Below are 26,832 nucleotides of genomic sequence, written 5' to 3'. Positions count from 1 at the left end.
GCGCGTCGGCTTTGCGTCGTCGCGTCTGGGGGTCCGGGTAATTCAATCCACCAGTAGCAAGGGACTGCACTGTGAAGAAAACCCAATATTCCAAGCTGAAGCTAGGCGCTGCGCCGCTCGTGATGAGCGTCGCCCTGGTTTCGGCTCCTGCCTATGCGCAGGACGCAGCAGAGGAAGGCGCCGCTCAGTCGGAAATCGTCGTCACCGGCTCGCTGATCCGCAACCCGAACCTCGAACAGTCGACCCCGGTCAACGTCACGACCTCGGACACGATCGAGCTCAAGCAGTCGAACGTCGCCGAAGAAGTCCTGCGCGAAATGCCCGGCGTCGTTCCCAGCATGGGTTCGGCCGTCAACAACGGCAACAGCGGCGGTTCGTACGTCGATCTTCGTGGCCTTGGCTCGACCCGCAACATCGTCCTCCTGAACGGCAACCGTGTCGCTCCGTCGGACGTCAACGGCCGCGTCGACCTCAACAACATCCCGCTGGCCCTGATCGAGCGCGTCGACGCGCTGACCGGCGCCGCCGTGACCACCTATGGCGCCGACGCCATCACCGGCGTGGTGAACTTCGTGACCAAGCGCGATTTCGCGGGTCTGGAAGTCACCGCTTCGAACCAGATCACCGAACAGGGCGACGGTAACGTCTTCCGCGTCGATGCCACCGTCGGCGCGAACTTCGACGACGGTCGCGGTAACGCGGTTCTGAGCATCGGCTACCAGTCGGCCGACCCCATCTATCAGGGTGATCGCGACTTCTCGTTCTTCCAGGTCGACAGCTATACCGGCGGCAATGGCGGCTCGGGCACGGCGGTTCCGTCGCGTTTCTCGGGCACCCGTCCGCTGAACCCCGATGGTTCGATAAACACCGACCCCGACGTCGCGAACGGCCCGGTCCGTCAGATCAATGCCGCCGGCCAGGCCGTTGCGCCTTTCGCATCGTTCAACTTCAACCCCGACAATATTTTCCAGACGCCGTTCGAGCGCTTTAACATTTACGCGCAGGCGAACTACGAAGTGTCGGACTCGGTTGAAGTCTACACGCGCGGCATGTTCTCGAAGAACAAGGTGTCGACGATCATCGCACCGTCGGGTTCTTTCGGGGGCGCGGTGACGATCAACCTCAACAACCCGTTCCTGCCGGAATCGCTGCGCAACCAGTTCTGCGCCTTCAACACGGCTGATCCGGATTCGGGCCTTTACACGCCGCGCTTCACGCCTGCGGAATGCGCTGCAGCCGCTGCGGCTACCGGTCCGGACGACGAGGGCTATCAGACGGTCACGACCGCACTGTCGCGCCGTACCCCCGAAGTCGGTCCGCGTATCAGCGAATATCAGACGACCTTCTTCGACTATCGCGTCGGCGCGCGTGGCGGCATCACCGACACGATCGACTGGAACATCGAAGGCGCCTATGGCGAATCCGAGAACATCCAGAGCATCAACGGCTACACGCTGCAGTCGCGTTTCCGCGAAGCATCGCTGTCCGACGATGGCGTGACCTGCCAGAGCGGCAATGCGGATTGCGTTCCCGTCAACCTCTTCGGTCCCGAAGGCTCGATCACGCCGGAAATGGCCGATTATCTTTCGGAATCGAGCACGTCGACCAACCGCACGACGCTGTCGCAGGTTCGCGCGATCATCTCGGGCGACCTGGGCTTCGCCTCGCCCGGCGCAGTGCAGCCGATCGGCTTCGCTCTCGGTGGTGAATATCGTGGCTACACCGCGCAGCAATCGTCGGATCTTCTCGCCAAGACCCCGGGCGAGCTCGGTGGTGCCGGCGGCGCCGCTCCCGACATCGACGGTGGCTATGACGTTTATGAAGCCTATGCGGAAATCGTCGCGCCGCTGATCGAAGACAAGCCGTTCTTCGAAAGCCTGACCCTCGAAGCCGGTATCCGTTATTCGGATTACAGCATCAAGGGCGCCGGTGGTTACGACACCTGGACCTGGAAGGCCGGCGGTAGCTGGGAACCGGGTGCGGGCGTCAAGATCCGCGGTAACTACAGCCGCGCGGTTCGCGCTCCGAACATCGGCGAACTGTTCACGCCGCTGTCGGTCGGCCTGACCAACCTCGGCATCGACCCCTGCGCGGGCAGCGCTCCGGAAGTCAACGCCAACCTGGAAGCCGTCTGTATTGCGCAAGGCGCCACGCCGGGTCAGATCGGTTCGATCACCAACCCGACGGCCGCTCAGGCCAACATCAACGCGGGTGGCAGCCTGGCGCTGCAGCCGGAAAAGGCGAACACCTGGACCATCGGTGCAGTGTTCCAGCCGGACTTCCTGCCGCGCTTCAACCTGTCGGTCGACTATTACAACATCAAGATCGACAATGTGATCGGCGCACCGTTGCCGGGTGACATCATCTCGGCTTGCTTCGACAATCTGACCGCCGCCAGCGCGACCGATCCGAATTGTACGATCATTCGTCGTAACCCGGCTACCGGCGGCCTCGACGGTGATCCGGCAACCACGCCGGGCCTCTTCGGCCAGACGAACAACAATGGTCGCCTGTTCACCGACGGCATCGACTTGCTGATGAACTGGAACACCGATCTCGGTTTTGCCAGCCTCGACTGGTCGTTCGTGGGTAACTGGACCCATTCGTCGAAGTTCAAGTCGGACGTGAACCTGGCGTCGTCGCTCAACCGCGAATGCGTCGGCTACTACAGCGTGAACTGCTCGTTCACGGGCTCGATCCAGCCCGAGTTCCAGTTCTCGCAGCGCTTCACGCTCGGCTTCGACAAGGTCGACCTGTCGCTGCTGTGGCGCTGGCAGGACTCGGTGTCGTTCGAGCCGGCGCAGCTGGAAGCGGACCGTGCGGCCGCCATCGCAGCCAACGTCGACGGAGACGGCGTGCCGCTGCCGATCGCGGATCAGGGTTGCCCCGACTTCGATGGCGCCGACCCCGAAGGTTGCATGGTCAATCCGGAGTTCCGCAAGATCAAGGCGGCACATTATTTCGACTTGACCGGCCGCTTCAGCGTCAGCGACAATCTGACCGTGACGCTGACGGTACAGAACCTGCTCGACAAGAAGCCGCCGATCGTTGGCAACTCGATCGGTTCGACGACCTACAACAGCGGCAACACCTTCCCGTCGTCGTATGACGCGCTGGGCCGCCGTTACGCGGTGTCGGCGAAGCTGAAGTTCTAGTCGACTTCACGCTTCGGCAAGAATCGGGGGGCGGACAGCAATGTCCGCCCCTTTTTTCATGCGCGGAAGAAAATGTAGCGTAACTCGATCTTCAGGGTGAGGTTGGCGTCAGCGCGTCAGAAGCGGCCCGGACAGGGTGAGCGGAATGCCAGCCTGACCCGCAACGGCTTCGGCCCAGCCGACGACTTGCGCAATTTCCTCGCCATAGGCGGCTTCCGCGATGGCGAGGTCGCGCTGTCGCTCGCCCATGGTAAAGGGTGCACCCGACTTGCTGTTGCGGCCGAGCGCCGGATGGCCGGCAATCGTTGCGCGGTCGCCGGTTAGCCTCAGATGATCCATCGCGGCCGTCACTGCGGCAACGGGATCAAGCGTCAACATCTCGCTGTCGAGTGAAGCGATCCGTCCTGGCGCCCATGCGAGCAGCGCGGCGAAAACCTGTTGCTGTGCGAGCCAGCCGATCGCCGCGACCTGCAGGTCCGATTGGCGGAAATAATCGCGCGCTTCGAACCCGAGCTGGACGAAACCGTCGGCGAGATAACCTTCGAGCAGTTCGCGGCACCACAGCCGGCACCACATACCCTTGCGTGCGACAGATAGCAGGAACTGGCGCAGCGGCGCGTAGAGCAGGATCGCGCGCGCTTGGGGCCGCAGTGTCAGGGCGCCGCGTGCAAGCGGATTGAAGATGTTTGACGGTTTGACGATAACTGCCTCACCCGGCCCGAAGCCGCGGCCGAGCATCGCCAGCGCATCGTCCATCACGCGGGCATGATCGCGCGAGTTCGCCCCCCGCCGCCGCCAGCCGACCATGTCGTTGAGGAGTACTGGCTCGGAAAGACTGGTCGATGAACCCGGCCGGTCGAGTGCCTGCACCAGCATGGTCGATGCACAATAGGCAGAATGAAACAGGAAATGCAGCGGCGCCGGCGCGGCGGAGAGCGCTTCCCGGCAATCGGCCCGCCCCAGCACGAAGGGCGACTTCTCTTCGCCCAGATGCAGATCGGTCAGAAAGGGTACATCGCTCCGCACAGCACGCGTGACGCGCCGGAAATGAAACGCATCGTGGCCGGGATCATAGCGATGCGCCAGCCATCGGGCATCGTCGATTATAGCGGTCACAGAAGGCGCGGCGGTCATCAAACGACCTTGCCGATTGCCCCCGTCGATGGCAAGCATGGCCATGACCAGCACACCCGCACCCGCCGCGGCCGTAGAGGCCAATCGGCTCGGAGTTTCAGCCTTGCAAGCGGGCGACCCCGCTGCCGCGGTACAACATTTCCTGACCGCGATTTCGGGCGATCCGCACTCGGGAGCGCTTCAGCGCAACCTCGCGTCCGCTTGGCGCGCGCTTGGCGATGAGGAGGGCGAACTGGCGGCGCTCGATGCGGCGCTGGCGATCGATCGCCGCGACCTGATGGCGTGGATTCGCAAGGGCGAGCGGCATGAGGCGCAAGGCGACAAAGGTGCCGCACTCGCGGCGTGGAGCGCTGCCATTGCGCTCGGCGCGCAGCTGAGCCCGGTCCCTCCGTCGCTCGAAGCATTGCTGGCGCATGGACAGGAATTTGTCACGGGCGCGACCGGGACAATGTATGCCGCTGCATCGGATGCATTCGGCGCGATGCGCGGCGAACTGTCGGAAACCGAAGCGCGGCGCGGCGAGGCCTTTATCGCCAGCGCGCTCGGGCGGCGGCGCATCTATCGGAATGAATGTGCAGGGGTCTACTACCCGTTCCTTCCCGCCGACGAATTTTTCGATCGTGCTCATTTCGCGTGGCTGGGCGCGATCGAGGCGCAGACCGATGCGATCCGGAGCGAATTGCAGTCGCTGCTCGACGATCCGGGCGAGGCGCTGCGGCCCTATGTCCGGATGGAAGCGGGCTCGCCGGCGTCGATCTGGTCGGATCTCGACAACCGGCTCGACTGGGGCGCGTGCTTCCTGTGGGAGTATGGCGAGCCCAACCAGCCGGTGCTCGATCGTTGCCCGGTCACGGCGGCAGCGCTCGCCGCCATCCCGGGAGCGCGCATTCCCGGCCGCGCGCCGAGCGCGTTTTTCTCGATGCTGAAGCCGCGAACGCGCATTCCGCCGCACACCGGGGTCACCAACACGCGGGCGATCGTTCACCTGCCCCTGATTGTCCCGCCCCGCTGCGGCTTTCGCGTCGGGGGCGAAACGCGGGCGTGGGAGGAAGGCAAGGCTTTCGCCTTTGACGACACGATCGAGCATGAGGCATGGAACGACAGCGATGAATTGCGCGCGGTGCTGATCTTTGACGTGTGGAACCCGCATCTGACTAGCGGCGAATGCGAGCTGCTGCGGCGCTATTTCGCGTCAGCTGACGGGTCGGGCTATGCGGTGCCGCGTTGAAGGAGCCGCCCATCCTGTGCCGAAATTCAGCTTTGCGAAAACCCGCGCGACCAATATGATGGTTGATGGAGGCTGCGGGCGGGCCCGCGGTTAGGAGGATTGCCATGAAGACCAGCTTTTCCGCTTTTGTCGCGGCAGCTCTGATCGCAGCACCCGCGACTTTTGCTGCCGAAGCCGCGCCCGCCGATCGCGCACCCCCGGAAAAAGCGCCATCGGCGATGACGCCGACCGAGATCAAAGCCTATAATGAAGGGCTGCCACAGACCCATCCCTATTATATCAAGTGCCGCAAATCGCTCGAGATCGGCTCGCTGGTGAAGAAGAACCGTGTCTGCCACACGAACGAGCAGTGGAAGGTTGCGCTCGAGAAGGGCAGCACCAGCGCGCGCGAGACCGCTGAGGCGATGCAGAGCAAGGCCGGCAGCAGCTCCAACTGATCGCTACGCAGGCGCCCCTTTAGGCGAACATCTGATGCCCAAGACCGCGATTCTTGTAATTCTCGTCGGCCTGTCGACGGCTTCGACCGCCGGTGCGGGCGAGCCCGAAACAGCGCTCGCACGCGTGCCGTCGGAAATGACGGGTGAGGAAATCGACGCCTATAATATGGGGCGCGCCGCGGACTCTCCCGACTATATCCGCTGCCGTCGCATCGATCAGATTGGCTCTTTGGTCAGGAAGCTGCGCGTCTGCAATACCAATGCCGAGTGGCGACGCATTACCGACAAGGGCAATCAGGGCGCACGCGATACGCTGGAAACTGTTTCGCGCAGCTTCAACAACGGGCAGGAGCCGCGAGACCAGTCGGAGCCCATGATCGGACGGCCGCGTTAGGGGAGACGGTCATGCATATGATGGCGCTGTTCGTTCTCGCCGCCGTTGCGGCGCCCGCTCCTGTCACGATCGAGCGCGCGCCGCTTGACCGTCCGGCCTCGACGATGACCAATGCCGAGATCAAGGCGTATAACGAAGGATTGGCGTCGACCGATCCGAACTATATCAAGTGCCGCAAGATCGATGAGATCGGCTCACTCGTGAAAAAGGCGCGCGTCTGCCATAGCAACGACGAGTGGAAAAAACTTTGGGTGCAGGGCAATCAGGATTCGCGCGACACGGTGGACCATTTTTCCAGCAAGGGGAGCGGCTGTCCACCGACCCGAATCTGCTAGGGGGCTGAGCGGGACAGAAAAAGGGCGGCATTTCCGCCGCCCTTTTTTGTTCATGCCGAAGTCAGTTTCAGCGCCCCGTCGCCTTCGTCGACCCTGATGGTCGATCCGTCCTTGACCTCGCCCTTCAGGATCAGATCGGCGAGCGGATCCTGCAGATATTTCTGCACCGCGCGCTTCAATGGCCGGGCGCCGTAGACGGGATCATAGCCGACCCGTCCGAGCCATGCGCGCGCGGCGTCCGTCAGGTCGAGCGTCACCTTGCGGTCGGCGAGAAGCTTCTGCACCCGCGCGACCTGGATATCGACGATGCCGCCCATATGCTGCTGCGCCAGGCGGTTGAAGAGTACGATTTCGTCGAGCCGGTTCAGGAACTCGGGCCGGAAATGCGCGCGCACGACTTCCATCACTGCGGGTTCGGCCTGTTCGACCGGCGCATCGTCGGGAAGCGCGGCGATCGCCTGGCTGCCGAGGTTCGACGTCAGGATGATCAGCGTGTTGGTAAAGTCGACCGTGCGCCCCTGTCCGTCGGTCAGGCGCCCGTCGTCGAGCACCTGCAAGAGGATGTTGAACACGTCCGCATGCGCTTTCTCGACCTCGTCGAACAGCACGACCTGATAGGGGCGGCGGCGGACCGCTTCGGTGAGGGTGCCGCCCTCCTCATAGCCGACATAGCCCGGAGGCGCGCCGACGAGCCGCGCGACGCTGTGCTTCTCCATGAACTCGGACATGTCGATGCGGACCATCGCATTGTCGTCGTCGAACAGGAAGCGCGCGAGTGCCTTGGTGAGCTCGGTCTTGCCGACGCCGGTCGGGCCGAGGAAAAGGAACGAGCCGAGCGGGCGGTTCGGGTCCTGTAGCCCGGCGCGCGCCCGGCGGACAGCGGTCGAGACTGCGCGGACGGCTTCATCCTGCCCGATGACGCGCTGGCCCAGCGTCGCTTCCATGCCGAGCAGCTTCTCGCGCTCGCCTTCCATCATGCGGTCGACGGGAATGCCGGTCCATTTGCTCACGACCGCGGCGATATCGTCGGCGGTGACCTCCTCGCGCAGCATCGCGTTGCCTGCGGCGGCCTGTGCCTCCTCAAGCCTTTTCTCGAGGCCGGGGATGGTGCCGTAGCTGAGCTCGCCCGCCTTCGCGAGATCGCCGGCGCGCTGCGCCTGATCGAGCGCCGAACGCGCGGCGTCGAGCTCTTCCTTGATCTTCGCCTCGGCGTGGATCTTGTCCTTTTCAGCCTGCCATTTCTGAGTGAGTTCGGCCGACTGCTGTTCGAGATTGGCGAGTTCGGACTGGAGCGTCGCGAGCCGGTCCTTCGACGCGGCGTCGCTTTCCTTGCCGAGCGCGGCCTCCTCGATCTTCATCTGGATGATGCGGCGGTCGAGGCTCTCGATCTCCTCGGGCTTCGATTCGACCTCCATGCGGATGCGGCTCGCCGCCTCGTCCATCAGGTCGATCGCCTTGTCGGGCAGGAAGCGGTCGGAAATATAGCGGTTCGACAGCGCCGCGGCGGCGACGATCGCGCCGTCGGTGATGCGCACGCCGTGGTGCAGTTCGTATTTCTCCTTGATACCGCGCAGGATCGAGATCGAATCCTCGACCGTCGGTTCGCCGACGAACACCGGCTGGAAGCGCCGCTGGAGCGCTGGGTCCTTTTCGACATGCTTGCGATATTCGTCGAGCGTCGTCGCGCCGATGCAGTGGAGTTCGCCGCGTGCCAGTGCGGGTTTCAGGAGGTTCGAGGCGTCCATCGCACCCTCGCCCTTGCCCGCGCCGACGAGCGTGTGCATCTCGTCGATGAACAGGATGATCTCGCCCTCGGCCGCCTTCACGTCGTCGAGCACGCCCTTGAGGCGTTCCTCGAACTCGCCGCGATATTTGGCGCCCGCGATCAGCGCGCCCATGTCGAGCGCGAGCAGGCGGCGGTCCTTCAAACTGTCGGGTACATCGCCGTTGACGATGCGCAGCGCGAGGCCTTCGGCGATCGCGGTCTTGCCGACGCCGGGCTCGCCGATCAGCACCGGGTTGTTCTTGGTCCGGCGCGCGAGGATCTGCACGGTGCGGCGAATTTCCTCGTCGCGGCCGATGACCGGGTCTAGCTTGCCCTCGCGCGCGACTTCGGTGAGATCGCGGGCGAACTTCTGAAGCGCGTCGTAGCGATCCTCGGCCGAAGCGGTATCGGCGGTGCGGCCGCCGGTCAGCTTGGCGATCGCGGCGTTCAGCGCCTCGGGCTTTACGCCCGCGTCGGCGAAGGCCTTGCCCACCGGCGTGCTCGGCGCCAGCACCATTGCGAGCAGGATGTTCTGGACGGCGACGAATTCGCTCCCCGCTTTCGCGGCGACCTGTTCGGCCTGATCGAGCAGGCGCACGGCGTCATTGTCGAGGCCCGGGGTCGCTTGCGCTCCCGATCCCGACACGGCGGGCACCTTGGCGAGCAGCGCGTCGATGCCCTGCACGGCGCGCGCAGTGTCGCCGCCGCTGTTGGCGATCAGCCCCGCAGCCATACCCTGATTGTCTTCGAGCAGCGCCTTCGCGATATGCTCGGGCGAAATCCGCTGATGGTTCATGCGGATCGCGATCGTCTGCGCCGCCTGCAGGAAGCCCTTGGCGCGGTCGGTAAATTTTTCGAGGTTCATTCAGAAAGCCCCTTTCTCGCCGCGCAAGATAGTGTTGCTATTGTGCAACACAAGGGCAAGTCTTTCCCCATCCGGATATTTGCGCCATGACGCATCGCAACCAGGCCGAGCGGCCGCGGAGGACCAGCGACGATGCGCAAATTTCTGATCGGTTTGGTAGTTGTCCTGGCATTGATTGCCACCGGGCTGGCGGTGTGGGAGCCGCTGACCGCCGAGGCACCGGCCGCGCCTGCTTTCAAGCCGGCCGACGTTCGCATCGCACGCGACAGGTTCGGCGTACCGCACATCTTTGGAAGGACCGATGCCGACGTCGCCTATGGCGTTGCCTATGCCCATGCCGAGGATGATTTCGCGACGCTGCAGGAAGTGCTCGCGATGACGCGCGGACGCGCCGGCGCCATGCTGGGCGAGGATGGCGCGAAGATCGACTACGCCGAAGCGCTGCTCGGCGTTCGCGCGACGACGAAGCGTGACTGGCCACGGTTGCCCGACGATGTGAAAAGGCTCTTCACCGCCTATGCGGCGGGTCTCAACCATTATGCCGACAAGCATCCGGATGAGGTGCGCCTGTCGGCGCTGTTTCCGGTGACCGGTGAGGATGTCGTCGCGGGTTTCGTGTTGCGCTCGCCCTTTTTTTTCGGGCTCGATTCGGTGCTCGGGTCGCTCGTCGAGGACAAGGCGCCTGCCCGCGAGGGCGGGCCCGCGCTCGACGCGGCGGGCAAGCTCGTTCCGCGCGAGCTGACCCCGGTAGGGACGGACCCCGCGGACAATGGATCGAACGCGATGGCGGTAGCGCCCGCGCGGTCCACCGATGGCGCGACACGGCTCGTGTCGAACTCGCACCAGCCGTGGACCGGCGGCGTCGCATGGTACGAGCTGATCGTGCACAGCGGGGAGGGGTGGGACTTTGCGGGCGCGAACTTCCCGGGCTCGCCTTATCCCTTCCTTGGGCACAACAAATATCTCGGCTGGACCAATACGGTGAACCGTCCCGATCTCATCGATGTCTACAAGCTGACGCTCGACGACCGCGGAAAGAATTACCGCTTCGACGGCGAGTGGCGGCCGCTCGAGGAACAACGCATCTGGCTCAAGGTCAAGGTCGGGCCGTTCGTGCTGCCCGTTCCGCGCACTGTTTATCGCTCGGTCCACGGGCCGGTGGTGAAGAATGCGAACGGCGCGTTCGCGATCCGCTATGCCGGGATCGATCAGGCGAATATGGTTACCCAATATTACCGGCTGAACAAGGCAAGGAATTTTGCCGAATGGCGCGCGGCGATGGCGGGGCAGGGCGTGCCCGCGACCAATTTCGTCTATGCCGATGCCAAGGGTAATATCGGCCTCTTCTACAATGCGATGTTCCCCGACCGACCGGCGGGTTTCAACTGGCGCGGCGTGCTCCCCGGCGACACGTCGGCGGATCTTTGGACGAAGACGCTGCCGTTCGATCGCGTGCCGGCGCTCGTCAACCCGCGCTCCGGCTATATCATGAACGCGAACAACACGCCGTGGATCGCGGCGGGTCCGGGTGACGAACTCGACGCCGCCGCCTTCTCGCCCCTGCTCGGGATCGAGGACGACATGACCAACCGCGCGGCGCGGCTGATCGAACTGTTCGAGGCATCGGGGCAGATCGATGAGGCGCGGCTCAAGGCGATCAAATATGACACCGCCTATGCGAAGACCGGCTATGCGAAGGCGTGGATGAATCGGCTGCTCGCGCTCGACACGAAGGGGGATCCGGCGCTGGCGCGGGCGCAGAAATTGCTGCGCGAATGGGACTGGAACCTCGACGGCCGGGGGAAGGGCGACGCGTTGGCGCTGATGGTTCTGCGCCCGGCGAACGGCAGCCATTACCAGCGCCGCGCCGAGCCCGATCCCCGCACCGTGCTCAAAGAAACGGTCGCGCATCTGCAGGAGCATTTTGACGGGCTCGATCCCAGGCTCGGCACCGTGTTGCGGCTGCGCCACGGCGAAGGGTCGAACCGGGTCGACCTGCCGCTCGATGGCGGCAACGATACCGTGCGCGCTTCGACATTGTGGGACGCCGAACCTGACGGGCGGTTGAAGGTGCGTCATGGCGACAGCTTCATCATGTTCGTGACCTGGGACAAGGACGGCCGTGTGCGGTCCGAATCGATCCAGCCTTTCGGGGCGGCGACGACCCGGCCCGACAGTCCGCATTACAATGATCAGGCACCGCTTTTCGTGGCGCACAAGCTGAAACCGGTGCTGTTCGATCCGGCGGCGCTGAAGGCGAGCGGGGCACGTTTCTATCGGCCTTGAAAGCCCGGAAGCACTGTCCTAAACCGTTGATACAGTGCCGTCCGGCACCGGTCGCAAGCGGGCCGATCAGGTCCGCCTCCGAACAAGAGGATCCCCATGCCCCGTTTCCATCGCTTCGCCCTTGCATTGGCGGCTACCACTTCGCTCGTTTCGGCGGGCCCGGTACTCGCCAAGACCAAAGCCGCGAAAGCCGCGCCCGTTGCCGAACTGGTGAAGGCGGTCGACATTCCCTACCAGAGTTTCACGCTCGACAACGGCCTGCGCGTGATCGTGCACGAAGATCGCAAGGCGCCCGTCGTTGCGGTATCGGTGTGGTACCGCGTCGGGTCGAAGCATGAGCCAAAGGGCAAGACGGGTTTTGCGCATCTTTTCGAACATCTGATGTTCAACGGGTCGGAAAACGCGCCCGGTGATTTCTTCGAACCGCTGCAGCAGGTCGGCGCGACCGACAGCAACGGAACGACCTTCCTCGACCGCACCAACTATTTCGAAACGGTGCCAACCGGCGCGCTCGACCTGGCGCTGTTCCTCGAAAGCGACCGCATGGGGCATCTGCTCGGTGCGGTGACCCAGGAAAAGCTCGATAATCAGCGCGGCGTCGTCCAGAATGAAAAGCGGCAGGGCGACAATAATCCCTATGGCCTGCTCCGTTACGAGATTTTCGAGAATCTCTTTCCGACGGGACACCCCTATCACCACAGCACGATCGGCTCGATGGACGACCTCAATTCGGCGAGCCTTGCCGACGTAAAGAAGTGGTTCACCGACAATTACGGCCCGAACAATGCCGTACTCGTGCTCGCGGGCGACATTGACGTCGCCACGGCGAAGACCAAGGTGCAGAGCTGGTTCGGCGACATCAAGCGAGGTCCCGAAATCAAGGCACCGGCGTCGGCTGTCCCCACGCTGCCCGCGCCGCTCGCCAAGGAGGTCAAGGACCTGATCCCGACGACGCGCATCTATCGCATGTGGACGATCCCTGGCCTCAACGATGCCGAGGCGGTGCCGCTGCAGATGGCGATGACGGTGCTCGGCGGCCTGTCGTCGTCGCGGCTCGACAATGCGCTGGTGCGCCGGGACCCCGTCGCCGTCAGCGTATCGGCAGGCGCGTCGCCGTTCGAGGATTCGGGTATCCTGCTCGTCCAGGCCGACGTCAAGGATGGCGTCGATCCGGCGCACGTTGCGAAGCGGCTTGACGAGGAAATCGCGGCGTTCCTTGCGAGCGGCCCGACCGCCGACGAACTGCAGCGTGCAGCCGCAAGCTATCTCGGCGGAACGATCGCGGGGCTCGAATCCGTGGGCGGCTTCGGCGGCAAGGCGGTGACGCTTGCCGAGGGCGCGCTGTATTCGAACGACCCCGCCTATTACAAGGTCGAGCTCGATCGCATGGCGAAGGCGACGCCCGAGCAGGTGAAGGCGATCGCACAGAAATGGCTGTCGCGCCCGGCCTTTTCGCTGACCTATACGCCGGGCGAACGCACCGAGGGCGGCGAGAATCGCGGTGGCGCGGTGACGGCCGGCAAGATCGCGGCGCCGGTTCAGCCAGACCATTACTGGAATCCCGCGCTTGGAAATGTGGGCCCCGACGTGGGCGGCGCCTCGTCTTTTGCCGATCGCTCGAAATTCCCCGCGGTTGCCGACTTGAAGGCACTCGACTTCCCGGTGATCGAACGCACCACGCTCAAAAATGGCGTCGAACTCGTCTTCGCACGCCGCACGACGGTGCCGACGGTCAATGTCGCGGTGAGCTTCGACGCGGGCTATGCCGCCGACCCGCACAGCGCACTGGGAACCCAGTCGCTGATGCTAAGCCTGATGGACGAAGGGACACAGAATCTCGATTCGATCGCCTTTGCCGAAGCGAAGGAGCGGCTCGGCGCACAGATCGATGCGACCGCCAATGCCGACGAGACGGTATTCAGCCTGTTCGCGCTCAAACCCAATCTCGGCGCGTCGCTCGGCCTGCTTGCCGACTATATCCGCAACCCCGCCTTCGACGGCAAGGAGTTGGAACGCGTCCGCGCGCAGCAGCTCAATCGCCTGAAAGCCGAACTCAACAATCCCAACGCGATCGCGTCGCGGGTTCTGATGCCGGTGCTTTACGGCGCCGACCATCCCTACGGCATTCCGCCGTCGGGTCTCGGCAACGCGAAGGCGGTGGCTGCGGCGACGCGCGACCAACTCGCGGCGTTTCATGCGACATGGATTCGCCCCGACAATGCGCGCATCTTCGTCGTCGGGGACACCACGCTCGCTGAAGTGAAGAAGCAGCTCGACGCGACGCTGGGTCAATGGAAGGCGCCGGCGACGCCGAAGCCGGCGAAGCATTTCGAGGTTGCGATCCCGACGCCGAAACCGCGCATCCTGCTGTTCGACCGGCCGAAATCGCCGCAGTCGGTGATCCTCGCGGGCAAGGTGCTGGGCGCGAAGGGTGGCGATAACCTCGAAGCGCTGCGCACCGCGAACGACATCTTCGGCGGCAATTTCCTGTCGCGCTTCAACATGAACCTGCGCGAGACGAAGGGCTGGTCCTACGGCGTCCGCACACGCATATCGAGCGACATGGACCGCATCGCCTGGGTCGCATCGGCGCCGGTGCAAGCCGATCGCACGGGCGATTCGATCAAAGAGCTGCAGAGCGACCTCAAGGCCTTCCTCGGTCCGAAGGGTGTAACGGCGGAAGAGCGCGAATGGAGTACCAACGGTAGCGTGCGCGAATTGCCGGGCAGCTTCGAAACCTCCGGCGACGTGCTCGGCGGCATTCGCAATATCGTGAAATTCGGCCGCGCCGATGATTATTACGAAAAACTGCCCGCGACCTATGAGGCGATGACACCGGCCGAGATCGACGCAGCGGCGCGCAGTGCGCTTGGCACCGACGACCTCGTCTATGTGGTGGTCGGCGACGCCGCGACCGTAAAACCGCAGCTTGACGTATTGGGTTTGCCGGTAGAAACGGTGTCTCTCGATAACTAACAACAGTTTCAGTAAGGAGAGTTCCTATGTCCCAAGTCGATGGCAGCTATGATTGCGTCACCAAGTCGCCGATGGGCGACCAGAAGTCGGTTTTCACTGTCAAGAGCGACGGTGGCAGCTTCTCCGGTCAGAATGCCGGCGCGATGGGTTCGCTCGATGTCGAAAATGGCAAGGTCGACGGCAACAAGCTGACCTGGACCATGAACATGAAGGTGCCGATGCCGATGACGCTCGAATGCGAAGCGACGATCGACGGCGATGCGCTGACTGGAACGATCAAGGCCGGCGCGTTCGGTTCGATGGCTATGACGGGCACCCGTCAGGGTTAAACCGCCGCCTACGAAAATGCGAAGGGCCGTCCCCGCCTGATTCGGCCGGGGGCGGCCTTTTGCCTTGCATAGCAATGCCTTTGGGCTTGGTCGGCTATTGGGGGTATCCAAAACGGCGGCGGGGGCGCATAGGCTGCTGCCATGCACAAGCCGGCCCAATCCCCCCAACGGAGCCTGCCGGGCGACCGTGAAATGGTGGTCATGATGGCGATGGTCATGGCGCTCAACGCGCTCGCCATCGATTCGATGCTGCCTGCTCTGCCCGCGATCGGCGAGGCGCTGGGCGTTACCGTCGCCAACGATCGCCAGCATGTCATCTCGATCTACCTGCTCGGTATCGGCTTTGGTTCGCTGCTCTATGGGCCGCTGTCGGACCGGTTCGGGCGCAAGGGAGTGCTCGTCCCGGCGCTGTTCGCCTATCTGGCGCTCGCGATCGGGTGTGGGCTCGCGACGAGCTTTGCCATGCTGCTGGTATTGCGCTTCATCCACGGACTGGTCAGTGCCGCGCTCGGCGTCATCGTCGTCGCGGTGATCCGTGACCTCTTCGCGGGCGATGCGATGGCGAAAAGGTTGTCGCTGATCTTCCTCGTCTTCATGATCGTACCGATCATCGCGCCGACGATCGGTGCGGGGATCGCCGCAGTGGCGGGCTGGCGCGCGATCTTCATCGTGCTCGCGGTGATGTCGATCGTGATGCTGTTCTGGCTCCGCCGCCTTCCCGAGACGCTTGCCCCCGCCGATGTGCGGCCGCTCGACCTCAGGACGATGGTCGCGGGCTGGGCGACCGTGACGCGGCACCGCCGCGCCGCGGGGTACATGATCGCGTCGGGGATGATGCAAGGCGCGCTTTACGGCTATCTCAACAGCAGCGAGCAGATCATCGCGGAAGTGTTCGGGGCGCAGGCGATGTTCCCGCTGATCTTCGCCTGCGTTGCGGTCGGCATCGCGATCGCCAATTTCTCGAACGCCGCGATCGTCGAGCGGTTCGGGGCGCGGCGCGTGTCGCAGTCGGCGGTCTTCGCCTTCATGGCAACGTCGATCCTGCAGATCGTCGCGGCGCTGAGCGGGGCCGAGACCTTGTGGATGTTCACCGCGCTTATGATGGTCAACGTTGGTCTCGTCGGCTTTATCGGCAGCAATTTCGGGTCGATCGCGATGGAGGATTTCGGTCATATGGCCGGCGTTGCCTCCTCCTATCAGAGCTTTGCCAAGACGCTGCTCGCGGCGACGGTGGGCGCGACGATCGGGCAGCAATATGATGGCACGACGCTGCCGCTGGCCTATGCCTTCCTGATCAGCGCGGTGGTCGGGCTGACCCTGGTCTTCTGGGCGGAGCGCGGCAAGCTGTTCACCCGGCCGGGAACCGCACCGAAGTCACCCTACTGAAGGCCGCATCAAGTTTCGTTGCCGCTGGCCGGCCGTTTCGGAATGGCTTGCGGACATTCGTCATCACGGACTTTATCCGGAATACACCGCGGCGCCGAAGTCATGGGCCCCGGGATCAAGTCCGGGGGGACGATGGCGCGGGCGTCAGCAACCGGTTGCCAGCGTCCCCGAATCCATTCGATAGCGGGCAAAAGAAAGGGGGCCGAAGCCCCCTTTCCTGTTGGTGTTCGGACCGTCAGTTGAACGACGGCGCAGGCGGGACCGGCGGCGGCGGTGCGTCGGTGTCGTCCTCGTGCACTTCGACATGGCCGAGACCGACATGGCTGCGCGAGCGGCTGTAGACGAAGTAGACGACCAGCCCGATCGCGGCCCAGATCAGGAAGAGGTTGATGCTCTTCTGGTCGAGGTTGAAGAAGAGATAGAGGCAGCCGAGGATCGCGATCGGCGCCGTGATGTAGATCAGCGGCGTCTTGAACGGACGGTGGCGGCCGGGATCGGTGCGGCGGATCACCATCACCGCGATCGACACTGCGGCAAAGGCGAAGAGCGTGCCCGAGTTCGAGATGTTCGCCAGCTGCCCCACGGGGAAGAAGGCGGCGAACAGCGCGACCGCGATGCCGGTGATGATCGTGATCACGTGCGGCGTGTTGAATTTCGGGTGGATCTTTGAAAAGGCCTGCGGGAGCAGGCCATCGCGGCTCATCACGAAGAAGATGCGGGTCTGACCGAACATCATCATCAGGATAACCGACGGCAGCGCGAGGCCGGCGGCGAGGCCGATGAGGTTGCCGATCTGCGGCCAGCCGATTTCACGCAGCGTCCATGCCAGCGCTTCCTTCGAGCAGACCACGGCCTGATCGCCGATCGCGCCGCATGCGGCGGCAAGTTCACGGCTGCCGGGTTCGAGCGCGTGGCCCGCAGCGGCGTCGATCCCGACCGGCTGCGCGCCGACGGTGCCGATGACGCCGGCGGCGACGAGCAGGTAGAAGATGGTGCAGATGGCAAGGCTGCCAATCAGGCCGATCGGCATGTTGCGCTGCGGATTCTTGGTTTCCTCGGCCGCGGTCGAGACCGCGTCGAAGCCGACATAGGCGAAGAAGATCGACGCGGCGGCGGCACCGATGCCGCCGATGCCCAGCGGCGCGAAGGGCTCGAAATTCTCCATGTTCATCACCGGAACAGCGAGAATGATGAAGAGCGTAAGCGCGGTGACCTTGATAACGACGAGGATCGCGTTGATCGTCGCCGATTCGCGCGTACCGATCACGAGTAGCATGGTGACGACGCCCGCGATGAACATCGCCGGCAGGTTGATCACACCGCCGTCGAACGGTCCGAGTACCCACGCCGAGGGGATGTCTATGCTGAAGGCATGTTCGATAAGCCCGACCACATAGCCCGACCAGCCGACCGAGACGGCGCCTGCCGCGACCGCATATTCGAGGATCAGCGCCCAGCCGACCATCCATGCGATCAATTCGCCCATCACCGCATAGCTATAGGTGTAGGCCGAGCCCGAGACGGGAACCATCGATGCCATTTCGGCGTAGCAGAGCGCGGCGAAGGCGCAGACGAAGCCGGCGATGATGAAGCTGACCATCATGCCGGGGCCCGCCTTTTGCGCGGCTTCGGCGGTCAAAACGAAAATACCCGTCCCGATCACAGCGCCAATCCCCAGCATCGTCAGCTGGAAGGCGCCGAGCGTGCGCGTAAGCGACTTTTTTTCCGCTGTCGCCAAAATGGCATCCAACGGCTTTACGCGGTCAAATAGCATAGTCATCCCCTTGGGAGCGGCTGAACTGCCGCCCGTCTCATGGCGGGGCAGACTAGACGCTCCACGCGTCAGCGCAACTTAATTTCATGGGGCCAACGCGGCATTCGATGGGGACCAGTGCCGCTTTACCGTACCGTAAAGCGCACTCGGTCAATCATTCGGCCGCCTGGATCAACTAGCGTCAACATATGGACGCCCGGGCGCGGCAGAATTTGCTGCCCGGCATCGGCGTCGCCGAGCGGTTTTTTGTCGAGGATCAGCCGGTATCCGGCGACCGAACCGCTGACGGTGATCGCGAGCCGCTGGCGCTCCAAGGGGATGTCGGGATCGAGCGCATAGACACTGCCGCTGACCGGGCTGGTGATGCGCGGGCGGCGCGCGGCTTGCGGCGCGGCGGCCATTTCGGTTTGGGCGGTTCCGCGGAGGAAATATTCGCGGCGCGGCGGTTCGCGGGTGCCGGGGAGGCTGATCTGGCGCGTTTCAACGTCCTCGGGCATCGTCGGCCGCTTACCGGGATTGCCGGCGTGGAGCGCGAGCATCACGTCGCGCCAGACGGGGGCGGCGCCCGAGGTGCCCGAGACGGCGCGCATCGAATCGCCTTCGAGATTGCCGACCCAGACGGCGACGGTGAAGCGGTCGGTGAAGCCGATGCACCAATTGTCGCGCATGCCCTTCGACGTGCCCGTCTTGGCGGCGGCCCAGAAGGGAAGGCGGAGCGCGCTGTCGGCGCCGAAGGCGTCGGTGCGGGCCGAAGCGTCGGCGAGGATGTCGCCGACTATGAAGGCTGCGGCGGGGTTGACGATCTGGCGGGGAACTTCACGATCATCGCGCATATCGGTGAAATGGACGGGTGACCATTTTCCCATATTCGCCAATGTTCTGAATGCGTTGGCCTGTTCGACCAGCGAAACCTCGGCCGAGCCGAGGGCGAGGGAAAATCCGTAATATTCGCCGTCCTCGACAAGGCCGTGATAGCCCAGGGCCCAGAGGCGGTCGCGGAACTGCTGGACGTCGTCGATCACCAGCGCGCGCACGGCGGGGACGTTGAGCGACGCGGCGAGCGCGTGGCGGACGCTGACCGGCCCCTTGAAGCTGTGGTCGTAATTTTTGGGGACGTAGAGCCCCGAGGCGGTGTCGAGCTGGACCGGGCTGTCGTCGAGGATCGAGGCGGCGGTGAGCCAGCCATGTTCGATGACCTGCGCATAGAGGTGCGGTTTCAGGGTCGATCCCGCCTGGCGCGGCGCGTTGGCGCCGTCGACCTGCGAGGCGGTCGATTTGAGCCCGACGCCGCCGACATAGGCGAGCACGTCGCCGGTGGCATTGTCGAGCACGACGACGGCGCCGTCGCGGACGCGGTCGGCGCCGAGGCCCGCGAGCTGGCGGCGCAGCGCGACGATCGCGGCGGTCTGGATGCGGCGGTCGATGGTGGTGGTGACGCGCTTGCCGGGCTTGTCGAGCAGCCGCACGGCGAGATGCGGCGCGAGCGCGGGGTCGAAGCGCGCGGCATGCTCGCCCGAAACGAGCGTCGCGGCGGCGGCGCGGATCGCCGAACAATCCTTCTCCTTTGCGATGCGGCACGCACGGCGGCCGAGTGCTTCGGCACCCGTGGCGGGGTTGGGCAGGAGGCCCGCGAAGAGCGCGGCATCGGTGCGGTTCAGCTCGGCGGGCTTCTTGCCGAACAGGCTTTGCGCGCCCGCGCCGATCCCCTGCGCTTCACCGCGCAGCGGGACGAGGTTGAAATAGGCCTCGAGCATCTGTTCGTGCGACCAGTCTGCCGCGAGCGCCTGTCCGGCGCGCATCTGGCGGAGCTTGGTGCGCCAGTCGCGTTTGCCGGGCTGCGCGAGGCCAGGGTCGAGGAAGGCCGCGAGTTGCATCGGCAGCGTCGAGGCGCCGCGCGATCGGTCGCCTGTCCAGCGTGCTCGCGCGGCGCTGGCGATCGCAAGCCAGTCGACCCCGCCGTGCGACCAGAAGCGGCGGTCCTCGCTTTGCACGACGGCGGCGCGGACGGCCGGGCTGATGTCTTTCAGCGGTACCCATGCGAGGCGGCGGCGCTCGAAATTGACGCGTTCGCTGTCGAGCAATTGCCCCTCGCGGTCGTAGAGCCACGCCTCGCTTGGGCGCCAGTCGGCGTGCACGTCGTCGAAGGCGGGCATCGCGGGCGGTCGCGTCGCGAGATGCGCGGCGGTGACGAGGACAAGCGCCGCGAGCGCGGCCCATGCGAGGATATCGAACCAGCGCCGTTTGCGGGGTGTCATCGATCGAACGGCCTGAAAGATCCTCCCCGTGCCACAGGCATGGGGAGGGGGACCATCCGAAGGATGGTGGAGGGGCTGCAACAGTGCGCCATTGGCCCCTCCGTCAGCGCTTCGCGCTGCCACCTCCCCGTCGCTGCGCGACAGGGAGGATATTGTTGGTGCGCCGTCCGATCACGACCCGACGTTCGCGATCGTCATCGGCGCGTTCGGCCACTGGCCGCGGATCGCGGGCGAATACATCGCCTCGACGCGCGTCGGGGGAAGGGTGAAGCGTCCCGAGCCGTTGAGGCGCACGACATATTCGACCGCATGGGTGCCCGCGGGCATCCAGCCGAAATAGCCGCGCCAGCTATCCTTGCCGCGTTCGACATAGCTCGGCTGCGCGCCCGATCCGCCTGCCTGTTCGGCCAGCATTTCGGACTGGCCGCCAAGGTTGCCGACGATCGTCGCGCCCGGCGCGATCGGATCGTTGATGACGACCCACGTCCGGCCGGCGGCCGCGACGACCTCGATCCGCACCTTGATCACGTCGCCGCGCGTCAGACGGTCCTTGTTCGCTGCCTTGACGATGCTGACCGAGCGCTTGATCCGGTAGCCCGCGTTGAGCGGTTCCTTGAGCGGCACCGCGGCCTTGACGCTGACGGTGGCCCACGGCGTGCCGGTGCCCTGATGGTTCAGGCTCATCGTCGCGGCATTGAGCGCGACGCGGAGCGGCGAGATCGGCTCGGCGGGAAGCGGCCAGCTCTGCGAAGCGGTGGCACCCGCAAGGCTGATATTGGTGACCCCGGTGATCGCGCTCGCCGGATAGAGGTCGGCGAAGCGGCGGACGGTGACCGCGCCCCACGCGTTGGCGGGGGTGGTGTCCCAATGGCCCTTGCGCTGGCGCTGCGCGACGCCGACCATCAGCTTGCCCGCGTCGTCTTCCCAGCCCTTGCGGCCGAGCACGGCTTCCAAGGCCTTGATCGCCATTTCGTCGCCGCTGGTCATCATCCACCAGGGCGCGCGTGCGTCGTCGACGAGGTCGAGGCGCGTGCCTTCATAGACGAGACGTTTGCGGAGTTCCACTTCGGCCGCGGTGCGCAGCGCGGGGGCGTTCCGCACACCCGGCGTCTTTTCGAGCGCGACGAGCCAGTCGGCGAGCGTGCCGGTCGCCATGTCGATCGGCGACACGTCGATCGCTGCGACAAGGCTGGCGCTCGAGGCGTTGTTGCGGGCGAGCGCGGCGAGCGCCGCGATGCGGACGGGGCGGATATCCCACGGGCCGTAGCCCTTGCGGGTGAGGCGCCCTTCGACGACCGCCTGCAACGCCTTGACCATCTTCGCTTTCGACGCCTCGGGGATCGCGAAGCCGTTCGCGGCGGTCACGTTCATCACATAGGCGGTAAGTTCGATCGAGCCCGTCATGCGCTCGTTCGGCCAGTAGCGGAGCAGACCGTCGTCATCGAGATAGGTCGGCATCGCGCCCGCGAGCGCCTGCCACCGTCCGACATCGCCGAGCGCCACGGCGCGCGATGTCTGCTGTTCGAAGCAGGTATAGGGATAGGCGCTCATATAGTCGCGGACGCCGGTGAGTGGCGGCGCGAGCGTGCCTGCGAGTGCGATATCGACATAGCCGCCGGGAAGCGCGCCCGTGGGGATCGCGATCGGCAGCGTCGTCGCGGGGCCGACGCGGAACAGGCTGGCCGCCCAGGTTTCGACCGGCACCGCGGGTTCGACGACCTGTTCGAAGACAAGGCGGTCGCGGGCCTTGCCGCCCTTTTGCGCCGCATCGACGGTCCATTGGATCGGGCCGACCTGTTCGGGCGCGGTCATCGACCAGCTTATCGGCACCGCGCCGCCCGCGGGGATGGTGACGGTGAGCGGCGGCGCGGTCGCGACGGCGGGCGACAGCGTCGGGGTCGCGGTGACCTCCATCGGCTGGTCGGTGCCGTTGCGCAGCGTGAAGCGCGCATCGTAGGTGTCGCCGGTGCGGACGAGTTCGGGCATGCCCGCGAAGACGCCGAGGTCCTGCACGGTACGGACGGTGGTTTCGCCGGTACCGAAATATTGCGAGCCGTCGGTGGCGATCGCGACAAGGCGAAAGCCCGAGAGATTGTCGCTGAGCGGCACGTCGACCGTGGCGCGGCCCCTGGCGTCGAGCGGGACATTGCCTTTCCACAAGAGGACGGGACGGAAATCCTCGCGCGTCAGGCCCGAGAGATCGCCGCCGCCACCGCCGCCGGGTTCGAGCGCCTTGCGGCCATAATGACGCTTGCCGACCACCTGCATCTGCGCGGTCGAGGTGAGCACGTCGAGCGTGCGTTCGCCCATCATCGCGTTCAGCACGTCCCAGCTTTCGTTGGGCGCGAGCTGGAGCAGGGCTTCGTCGACCGCGGCGAAGGCGACGTCGGCATTCTTCGGCGCCTTGCCGTCGGGGGTCTTGACCTCGATGCTTGCCTTCGCGGTTTCGCGGACCGAATATTTCTCCTTGTCGGCCTTTACCTTGACGCCGAGCTGATGGCCTTCCCAGCCGACCTTGATCCGCGCGATGCCCATGCGGTAGCTCGGCTTGGCGAGGTCGACCAAGGCGGTCGGCGGCGCGCCCTCGCTATTCTCGATCCTGAAGCCGACCGCGCGTTTCATCTTGCGGAACCAGCTTTCCTCGCCGGTGACGCGCCCGCGCACCGCCATCACCGAGACATAGACGTCGGGGGCGTAGGTGGCAGGCAGCTTGACCTTCACGACGGGGTTCGTGCCCTTGAGCGGCACGACGAAGCTCGACAGCACGCCCTCGCGTTCGACGGTGACGAGCGCGGTCGCTTCGCGGAAGGGCATGCGGACCTGGAAACTGGCGGTATCGCCCGCGGCATAGCGGGGCTTTTCGGCGATCACGTCCATGCGGTCGCCATTGTCGCCGCCGAACCACCAGTCATCGTCGCCCGCGAGCCAGACCGAGCGCACCGCGCGCGCTTCATTGCCATCGGCGTCCTGCGTCGTCGCGACGACGGTGACCTCGCCCGAGATGCCGGGCGCCATCGCGCAGCTCGCACGGCCGAGCCTGTCGGTGGTCGCCGAGCAGGTCGCGTCGAGCTTCGTCGTGCGCATCTGGTTGTCATAGGCGTAGAAGCCGCCGATCAAGCGGCGGCGCGCGGTGATGATCTCGCGATTGTAGAGCGCGACCGCAACGCGCTGGCCGGCGATCGGCTTGCCGTCGAGGTCGAGCGCGATGAAATTGAGGCGGAGATCATTGTCGCGCATCAGCCAGCCGTCGGTCTTGAGCCCGAGGCGGACGGCCGAGGGATAGAGGGTGATGCGGCGGCTCGACGTCAGCGTCTCGCCATTGGCGTCCTCATAATCCATTTCGGCCGCCATCAGCGTCGGTTCGGTGATCGGCTGGTCGACGGTGACATTGGTCGTCGCGGCGCCGTTGGCGTCGAGCTTCAGGGGAACCGAGCGCGCGAGCGGTAGTTCGGCCGACGGGGTGTCGCCGCTGTCGTCGAGCTGGACGACGCCTTCCTTCACCGGCTGACCGTCGAAATCCCAATCCCTGTAATCCTCGGGCGGCGACCAGCTCGAGCGGAAATTGGTGCGCAGTTCGACCGGGATGTTCGGCGCGGGGCCGCCCGAGAGATAACCGACGAACAGGTTGAGCGGCACCGCGGCGGGGCGCACGAGTGCGCTCTTCGGCCCGGTGATCGTCGCCTTCATCGTCGGCAGGCGATATTCGTCGACCTTGACCGACTGGCCCGACCAGATCGTCTTGTCCTCGCCATCCTTGTCCTTGGTGACGAAGACGAGTTCATAATCGCCCATCGGCGCCGAGGCGGGGACATTCCATACCGTCTCGCCGCTGCCGGTCGCGGCAATATTGAAGGGCATTTCGAATTCGGTGTCCGAGCCGCGGTGGACGAGGCGGAGCTTGCCCGCCAGCGCCTCGGGGACGCGGAAGCCCAAGCCGACCGGACGGCGGAGCAGATGCTTCATATGCACCGTTTCGCCTGCCTTCACGAGCGCGCGGTCGAAGATTGTGTGGAGGATGTCGCTCCGTTCGGACCAGCCATAGGGGAGGTCGAAGTCATAGGGGCGGATGCCGTTGCCCCAGTCGGTGAGAGTGAAGCTGAAATCGCCCTCCGAACGCGCGCTGACCATCAGGGCATGGCCTTCGCTGCTCGCCGGATCGGCATCGTCGCGGCAGCTTGAGTATGTTTCGGGCTGCGGCAATCCGCCCGCGAAGGCGAGGCGGCCGGCCTTGTCGGCGGTACCGCGCGCGAGCAGGCGCCCGGTGCAGGCGTCGGTGACGCGGATCTCGGCGCCGGAGACGGGCAGACCGCTATTCAGCGAGGTCACCCACGCGAGCGAGCCTTCGCGCCCCCATTTGAAATGCACCGCCATATTGGTGACGAGCGCGGCGGTCGCGACATAGCGCGTCGATTTGCGGCCGAGCAGCGCGGCGCCGAGCTCGGGACTCGCGATCTCGACGACGTGGAAGCCCTTTTCCGACAGGGGAATGCCGACGACCTCGAATTCCTTGCCGCCCGCGGGGGGCGCGAGTTGCATGTCGCGGCGTTCGCCGCCCGAAGGCGCGCCGTCGAACACCGACCTCGTGCCGGTGTAATTGACCGTGACGTCCTTGCCGGCGGCGTTCTTTTCCTCGCGATAGTCGGTGTCGTCGGCGTCGGCGACGCGCTTCAGCCAGCGCGCGATCGCGGCGTCGTCGTCGCCGACCCTGAGCGCGGTCGCGGGCATCTTGAGGTTCGACTGGACGAGGCTGTTTTCGACGCCGCGCACGGTGACGGGCAGCACGCCGCCTTCGCCGGCTTCGAGGATGCCGAATTCGGCGGCGAATTTGACGAGCGGCGGCGCGCGGTCGATGTGGAATTTCAGCGGGAAGTTCGACTGGTTCTGCAGCTTGCGGCCGCTCTGGTCGGTGACGTCGGCGGGCAGCACGAGCGTCGCGTCGACATTCTGCGGCAGCGGGCCGGCGAAGCGGACGGTGGTCAGCCACGCGTCGTTCCGGTCGTCGTCGTCGATCTTCGGCGTCAATTTTTTGCCGTCGGCGGTGTTGAGCGTCGCGGCGAGGATCGTTTCGCGCGCGACGGGCGAGGCGAAGCTCAGCGTCACATCCTTGATCGGGTTGCAGCCCGCCTGCGGATTGACGCGGCTGCACGACATTTTCGCGGTGAAGGCGGGGCGCACATCATGGTCGAAGCGCTGATCGCGCCCGGCGGTGCGGCCGGGGACGCCCGCTTGGCTGATGCGCGCGTCCCAGACGAGCGCCATCTCGCGGCCGGGGGGCAGCGGGCGGCGGCATTTGACGGGAACGATGCGATCGAGCGCGGCCTCGCGGTCGGCGCCCGCGGCGGGGAAGCGCTGCGGCAGGCCGGCGTCGTAGGTGAAGGACTGGCGCGACCAATTATTGTCGCCGAGGCCGGTCAGGATCTCGGTTGCGGTCGCACGCGGCAGGACGTCGACCGGGATTTTCTCGCCGATGCCGTCGACCGCGCAATAGGCGAAGCGGCCGACCGAGGCGCGATCGGCGGCGACATTGGTCGCGACGAGGAAGATCTGGTCCTCCTCGATATCGCCGTCCATCCCGCCCGCGAGCACCGCGCGCGCCGAGGGGCCGCCGGTGTCGAGCGCGAAGCGGCTGTTGCCCGCGACCGACACGCCGCGCGCGGTCCTGAGTCCGTCGCGAAGCTCGACATGGCAGGCGAGCCCGCCGGGGAGCGGCTTGTCGAATTCGAGCACCCAGGTGCGCGTGTCGACCCATCGGCCGGTCGAAGGAAGTTTGCAGTCGTTGGTCGCGGGAGCCGGCGCGCGGGGATCGCCGAGCGGGACCATGTCCTCGGAGAAGCGCAAGGTGAAGCGCGTGATTGTGCCGTCGCCGGTGCCCGAGCTGCCCGGGGTCGCGAGCGTGACCTGCGGCACCGTGTCGGCGGTGGCGGTCGCGGCCATCGCGAGGGTGAGGGGCAGGATCAGCGCCAGTTTTGCCTTGCCGGCCAATGCCGTAGCGCGCGCGCGCCATCCCTTGCCCATCGTCAACTCCCCGTTTCGGTCCGAACGCTATCCTGCTGGAAACAGGGGACAGAGTCCACCCGTCGCCGCATATGGCACACGGTTAATCGCAGTCGGCGAAATTGCTGTGACCGCCGTCATGGACAGCGGCGAAGGATCAGCGCGCGAGCATCGGCCCGAGCTTTTGCCCCGCGAAGATATGGACGTGGAGGTGCGGGATTTCCTGATGGCTGTCGAGGCCGACGTTGGCGAGCAGGCGGTAGCCGGGGGCGACGAGGCCCTGTTCGCGCGCGACATGGCCGACGGCGCGGACGAAGCCCGCGATCTCGGCGTCGCTGCCGCGCTCCGAAAAATCGTCCCAGCTCACATAGGCGCCCTTGGGGATCACGAGAATGTGCAAGGGCGCCTGCGGGTTGATGTCGTGGAAGGCGAGCGCGAACTCGTCCTCATAGACGGTCTTCGACGGCAGTTCGCCGCGCAGGATGCGCGCGAAGATGTTGCTGTCGTCATAGGGGAGGG

General features: G+C 65.4%; 15 protein-coding genes. 9 read left to right on the top strand and 6 right to left on the bottom strand.

The features are described 5' to 3' along the window. Positions 1-71: 71 nt before the first annotated feature. Complete coding sequence (locus JHC57_RS05275) at positions 72-3,155, top strand: TonB-dependent receptor (RefSeq protein WP_294028958.1); 3,084 nt, start codon at positions 72-74, stop codon at positions 3,153-3,155. A 108-nt stretch (positions 3,156-3,263) separates the two neighbouring features. On the opposite strand, the gene JHC57_RS05270 is transcribed toward JHC57_RS05275, so the two are convergent. Continuing rightward, complete coding sequence (locus JHC57_RS05270) at positions 3,264-4,271, bottom strand: hypothetical protein (protein ID WP_294028957.1); 1,008 nt, start codon at positions 4,269-4,271, stop codon at positions 3,264-3,266. 61 nt (positions 4,272-4,332) lie between these two features. Here JHC57_RS05270 and JHC57_RS05265 point away from each other — a divergent pair, with 61 nt between their 5' ends. From JHC57_RS05265 to JHC57_RS05250, 4 genes are all read left to right on the top strand, one after another. Next, positions 4,333-5,517, top strand: coding sequence for an aspartyl/asparaginyl beta-hydroxylase domain-containing protein (locus JHC57_RS05265; RefSeq protein ID WP_294028956.1), 1,185 nt, complete (start codon positions 4,333-4,335; stop codon positions 5,515-5,517). A 65-nt stretch (positions 5,518-5,582) separates the two neighbouring features. Next, positions 5,583-5,954: a hypothetical protein gene (locus tag JHC57_RS05260; RefSeq protein ID WP_294028955.1), complete on the top strand. Its 372-nt coding sequence runs from the start codon at positions 5,583-5,585 to the stop codon at positions 5,952-5,954. A 34-nt stretch (positions 5,955-5,988) separates the two neighbouring features. Next, positions 5,989-6,348 carry a hypothetical protein gene (locus JHC57_RS05255; protein WP_294028954.1) on the top strand — a complete coding sequence of 120 codons (360 nt, stop codon included), beginning with the start codon at positions 5,989-5,991 and terminating at the stop codon, positions 6,346-6,348. 17 nt (positions 6,349-6,365) lie between these two features. Then, a complete protein-coding gene (locus tag JHC57_RS05250; RefSeq protein WP_294028953.1) occupies positions 6,366-6,683 on the top strand; it encodes a hypothetical protein in 318 nt (105 codons plus the stop codon). Positions 6,684-6,733: 50 nt separating this feature from the next. Here the strand turns inward: JHC57_RS05250 and clpB are convergent, their stop codons facing one another. Next, positions 6,734-9,313, bottom strand: a complete 2,580-nt coding sequence (gene clpB, locus JHC57_RS05245; protein WP_294028952.1) for an ATP-dependent chaperone ClpB — start codon at positions 9,311-9,313, stop codon at positions 6,734-6,736. A gap of 132 nt (positions 9,314-9,445) precedes the next feature. Here clpB and JHC57_RS05240 point away from each other — a divergent pair, with 132 nt between their 5' ends. The 4 genes from JHC57_RS05240 to JHC57_RS05225 all read left to right on the top strand — a co-directional run bounded on the left by JHC57_RS05240 (position 9,446) and on the right by JHC57_RS05225 (position 16,290). Continuing rightward, positions 9,446-11,599: an acylase gene (locus JHC57_RS05240; protein WP_294028951.1), complete on the top strand. Its 2,154-nt coding sequence runs from the start codon at positions 9,446-9,448 to the stop codon at positions 11,597-11,599. 96 nt (positions 11,600-11,695) lie between these two features. Next, a complete protein-coding gene (locus JHC57_RS05235) occupies positions 11,696-14,575 on the top strand; it encodes a pitrilysin family protein (protein ID WP_294028950.1) in 2,880 nt (959 codons plus the stop codon). A 26-nt stretch (positions 14,576-14,601) separates the two neighbouring features. Then, a complete protein-coding gene (locus JHC57_RS05230; protein WP_294028949.1) occupies positions 14,602-14,904 on the top strand; it encodes a hypothetical protein in 303 nt (100 codons plus the stop codon). Positions 14,905-15,045: 141 nt separating this feature from the next. Continuing rightward, a complete protein-coding gene (locus JHC57_RS05225) occupies positions 15,046-16,290 on the top strand; it encodes a multidrug effflux MFS transporter (RefSeq protein WP_294028948.1) in 1,245 nt (414 codons plus the stop codon). Positions 16,291-16,525: 235 nt separating this feature from the next. Here JHC57_RS05225 and JHC57_RS05220 read toward each other — a convergent pair whose 3' ends face one another. The 4 genes from JHC57_RS05220 to JHC57_RS05205 all read right to left on the bottom strand — a co-directional run. Further along, positions 16,526-18,064 carry an amino acid permease gene (locus JHC57_RS05220; protein ID WP_294028947.1) on the bottom strand — a complete coding sequence of 513 codons (1,539 nt, stop codon included), beginning with the start codon at positions 18,062-18,064 and terminating at the stop codon, positions 16,526-16,528. Between the two features lie 125 nt (positions 18,065-18,189). Further along, positions 18,190-20,319, bottom strand: a complete 2,130-nt coding sequence (gene pbpC, locus JHC57_RS05215) for a penicillin-binding protein 1C (RefSeq protein WP_294028946.1) — start codon at positions 20,317-20,319, stop codon at positions 18,190-18,192. Positions 20,320-20,490: 171 nt separating this feature from the next. Further along, the gene (locus JHC57_RS05210) at positions 20,491-26,334 is read right to left on the bottom strand and encodes an MG2 domain-containing protein (protein WP_294028945.1); all 5,844 of its coding nucleotides are present in this window, start codon (positions 26,332-26,334) and stop codon (positions 20,491-20,493) included. Between the two features lie 136 nt (positions 26,335-26,470). Continuing rightward, the coding region (locus JHC57_RS05205; protein WP_294028944.1) for a histidine triad nucleotide-binding protein at positions 26,471-26,832 on the bottom strand (362 nt) is incomplete at its 5' end.

Source organism: Sphingopyxis sp. (genome assembly GCF_016463645.1).
GTDB lineage: Bacteria > Pseudomonadota > Alphaproteobacteria > Sphingomonadales > Sphingomonadaceae > Sphingopyxis.
The sequence above is the reverse complement of the archived record's forward strand: the minus strand, read 5'-3'. Positions and strand labels throughout refer to the sequence as shown.

What these genes read in the sequence shown, in the direction of transcription:
- JHC57_RS05265 (WP_294028956.1), top strand. Translation starts at nt 4,333, where the DNA reads ATGACCAGCACACCCGCACCCGCCGCGGCCGTAGAGGCCAATCGGCTC.
- JHC57_RS05260 (WP_294028955.1), top strand. Translation starts at nt 5,583, where the DNA reads ATGGAGGCTGCGGGCGGGCCCGCGGTTAGGAGGATTGCCATGAAGACC.
- JHC57_RS05255 (WP_294028954.1), top strand. Translation starts at nt 5,989, where the DNA reads ATGCCCAAGACCGCGATTCTTGTAATTCTCGTCGGCCTGTCGACGGCT.
- JHC57_RS05250 (WP_294028953.1), top strand. Translation starts at nt 6,366, where the DNA reads ATGATGGCGCTGTTCGTTCTCGCCGCCGTTGCGGCGCCCGCTCCTGTC.
- clpB (WP_294028952.1), bottom strand. Translation starts at nt 9,313, where the DNA reads ATGAACCTCGAAAAATTTACCGACCGCGCCAAGGGCTTCCTGCAGGCG.
- JHC57_RS05240 (WP_294028951.1), top strand. Translation starts at nt 9,446, where the DNA reads ATGCGCAAATTTCTGATCGGTTTGGTAGTTGTCCTGGCATTGATTGCC.
- JHC57_RS05235 (WP_294028950.1), top strand. Translation starts at nt 11,696, where the DNA reads ATGCCCCGTTTCCATCGCTTCGCCCTTGCATTGGCGGCTACCACTTCG.
- JHC57_RS05230 (WP_294028949.1), top strand. Translation starts at nt 14,602, where the DNA reads ATGTCCCAAGTCGATGGCAGCTATGATTGCGTCACCAAGTCGCCGATG.
- JHC57_RS05225 (WP_294028948.1), top strand. Translation starts at nt 15,046, where the DNA reads ATGCACAAGCCGGCCCAATCCCCCCAACGGAGCCTGCCGGGCGACCGT.
- JHC57_RS05220 (WP_294028947.1), bottom strand. Translation starts at nt 18,064, where the DNA reads ATGCTATTTGACCGCGTAAAGCCGTTGGATGCCATTTTGGCGACAGCG.
- pbpC (WP_294028946.1), bottom strand. Translation starts at nt 20,319, where the DNA reads ATGACACCCCGCAAACGGCGCTGGTTCGATATCCTCGCATGGGCCGCG.
- JHC57_RS05210 (WP_294028945.1), bottom strand. Translation starts at nt 26,334, where the DNA reads ATGGGCAAGGGATGGCGCGCGCGCGCTACGGCATTGGCCGGCAAGGCA.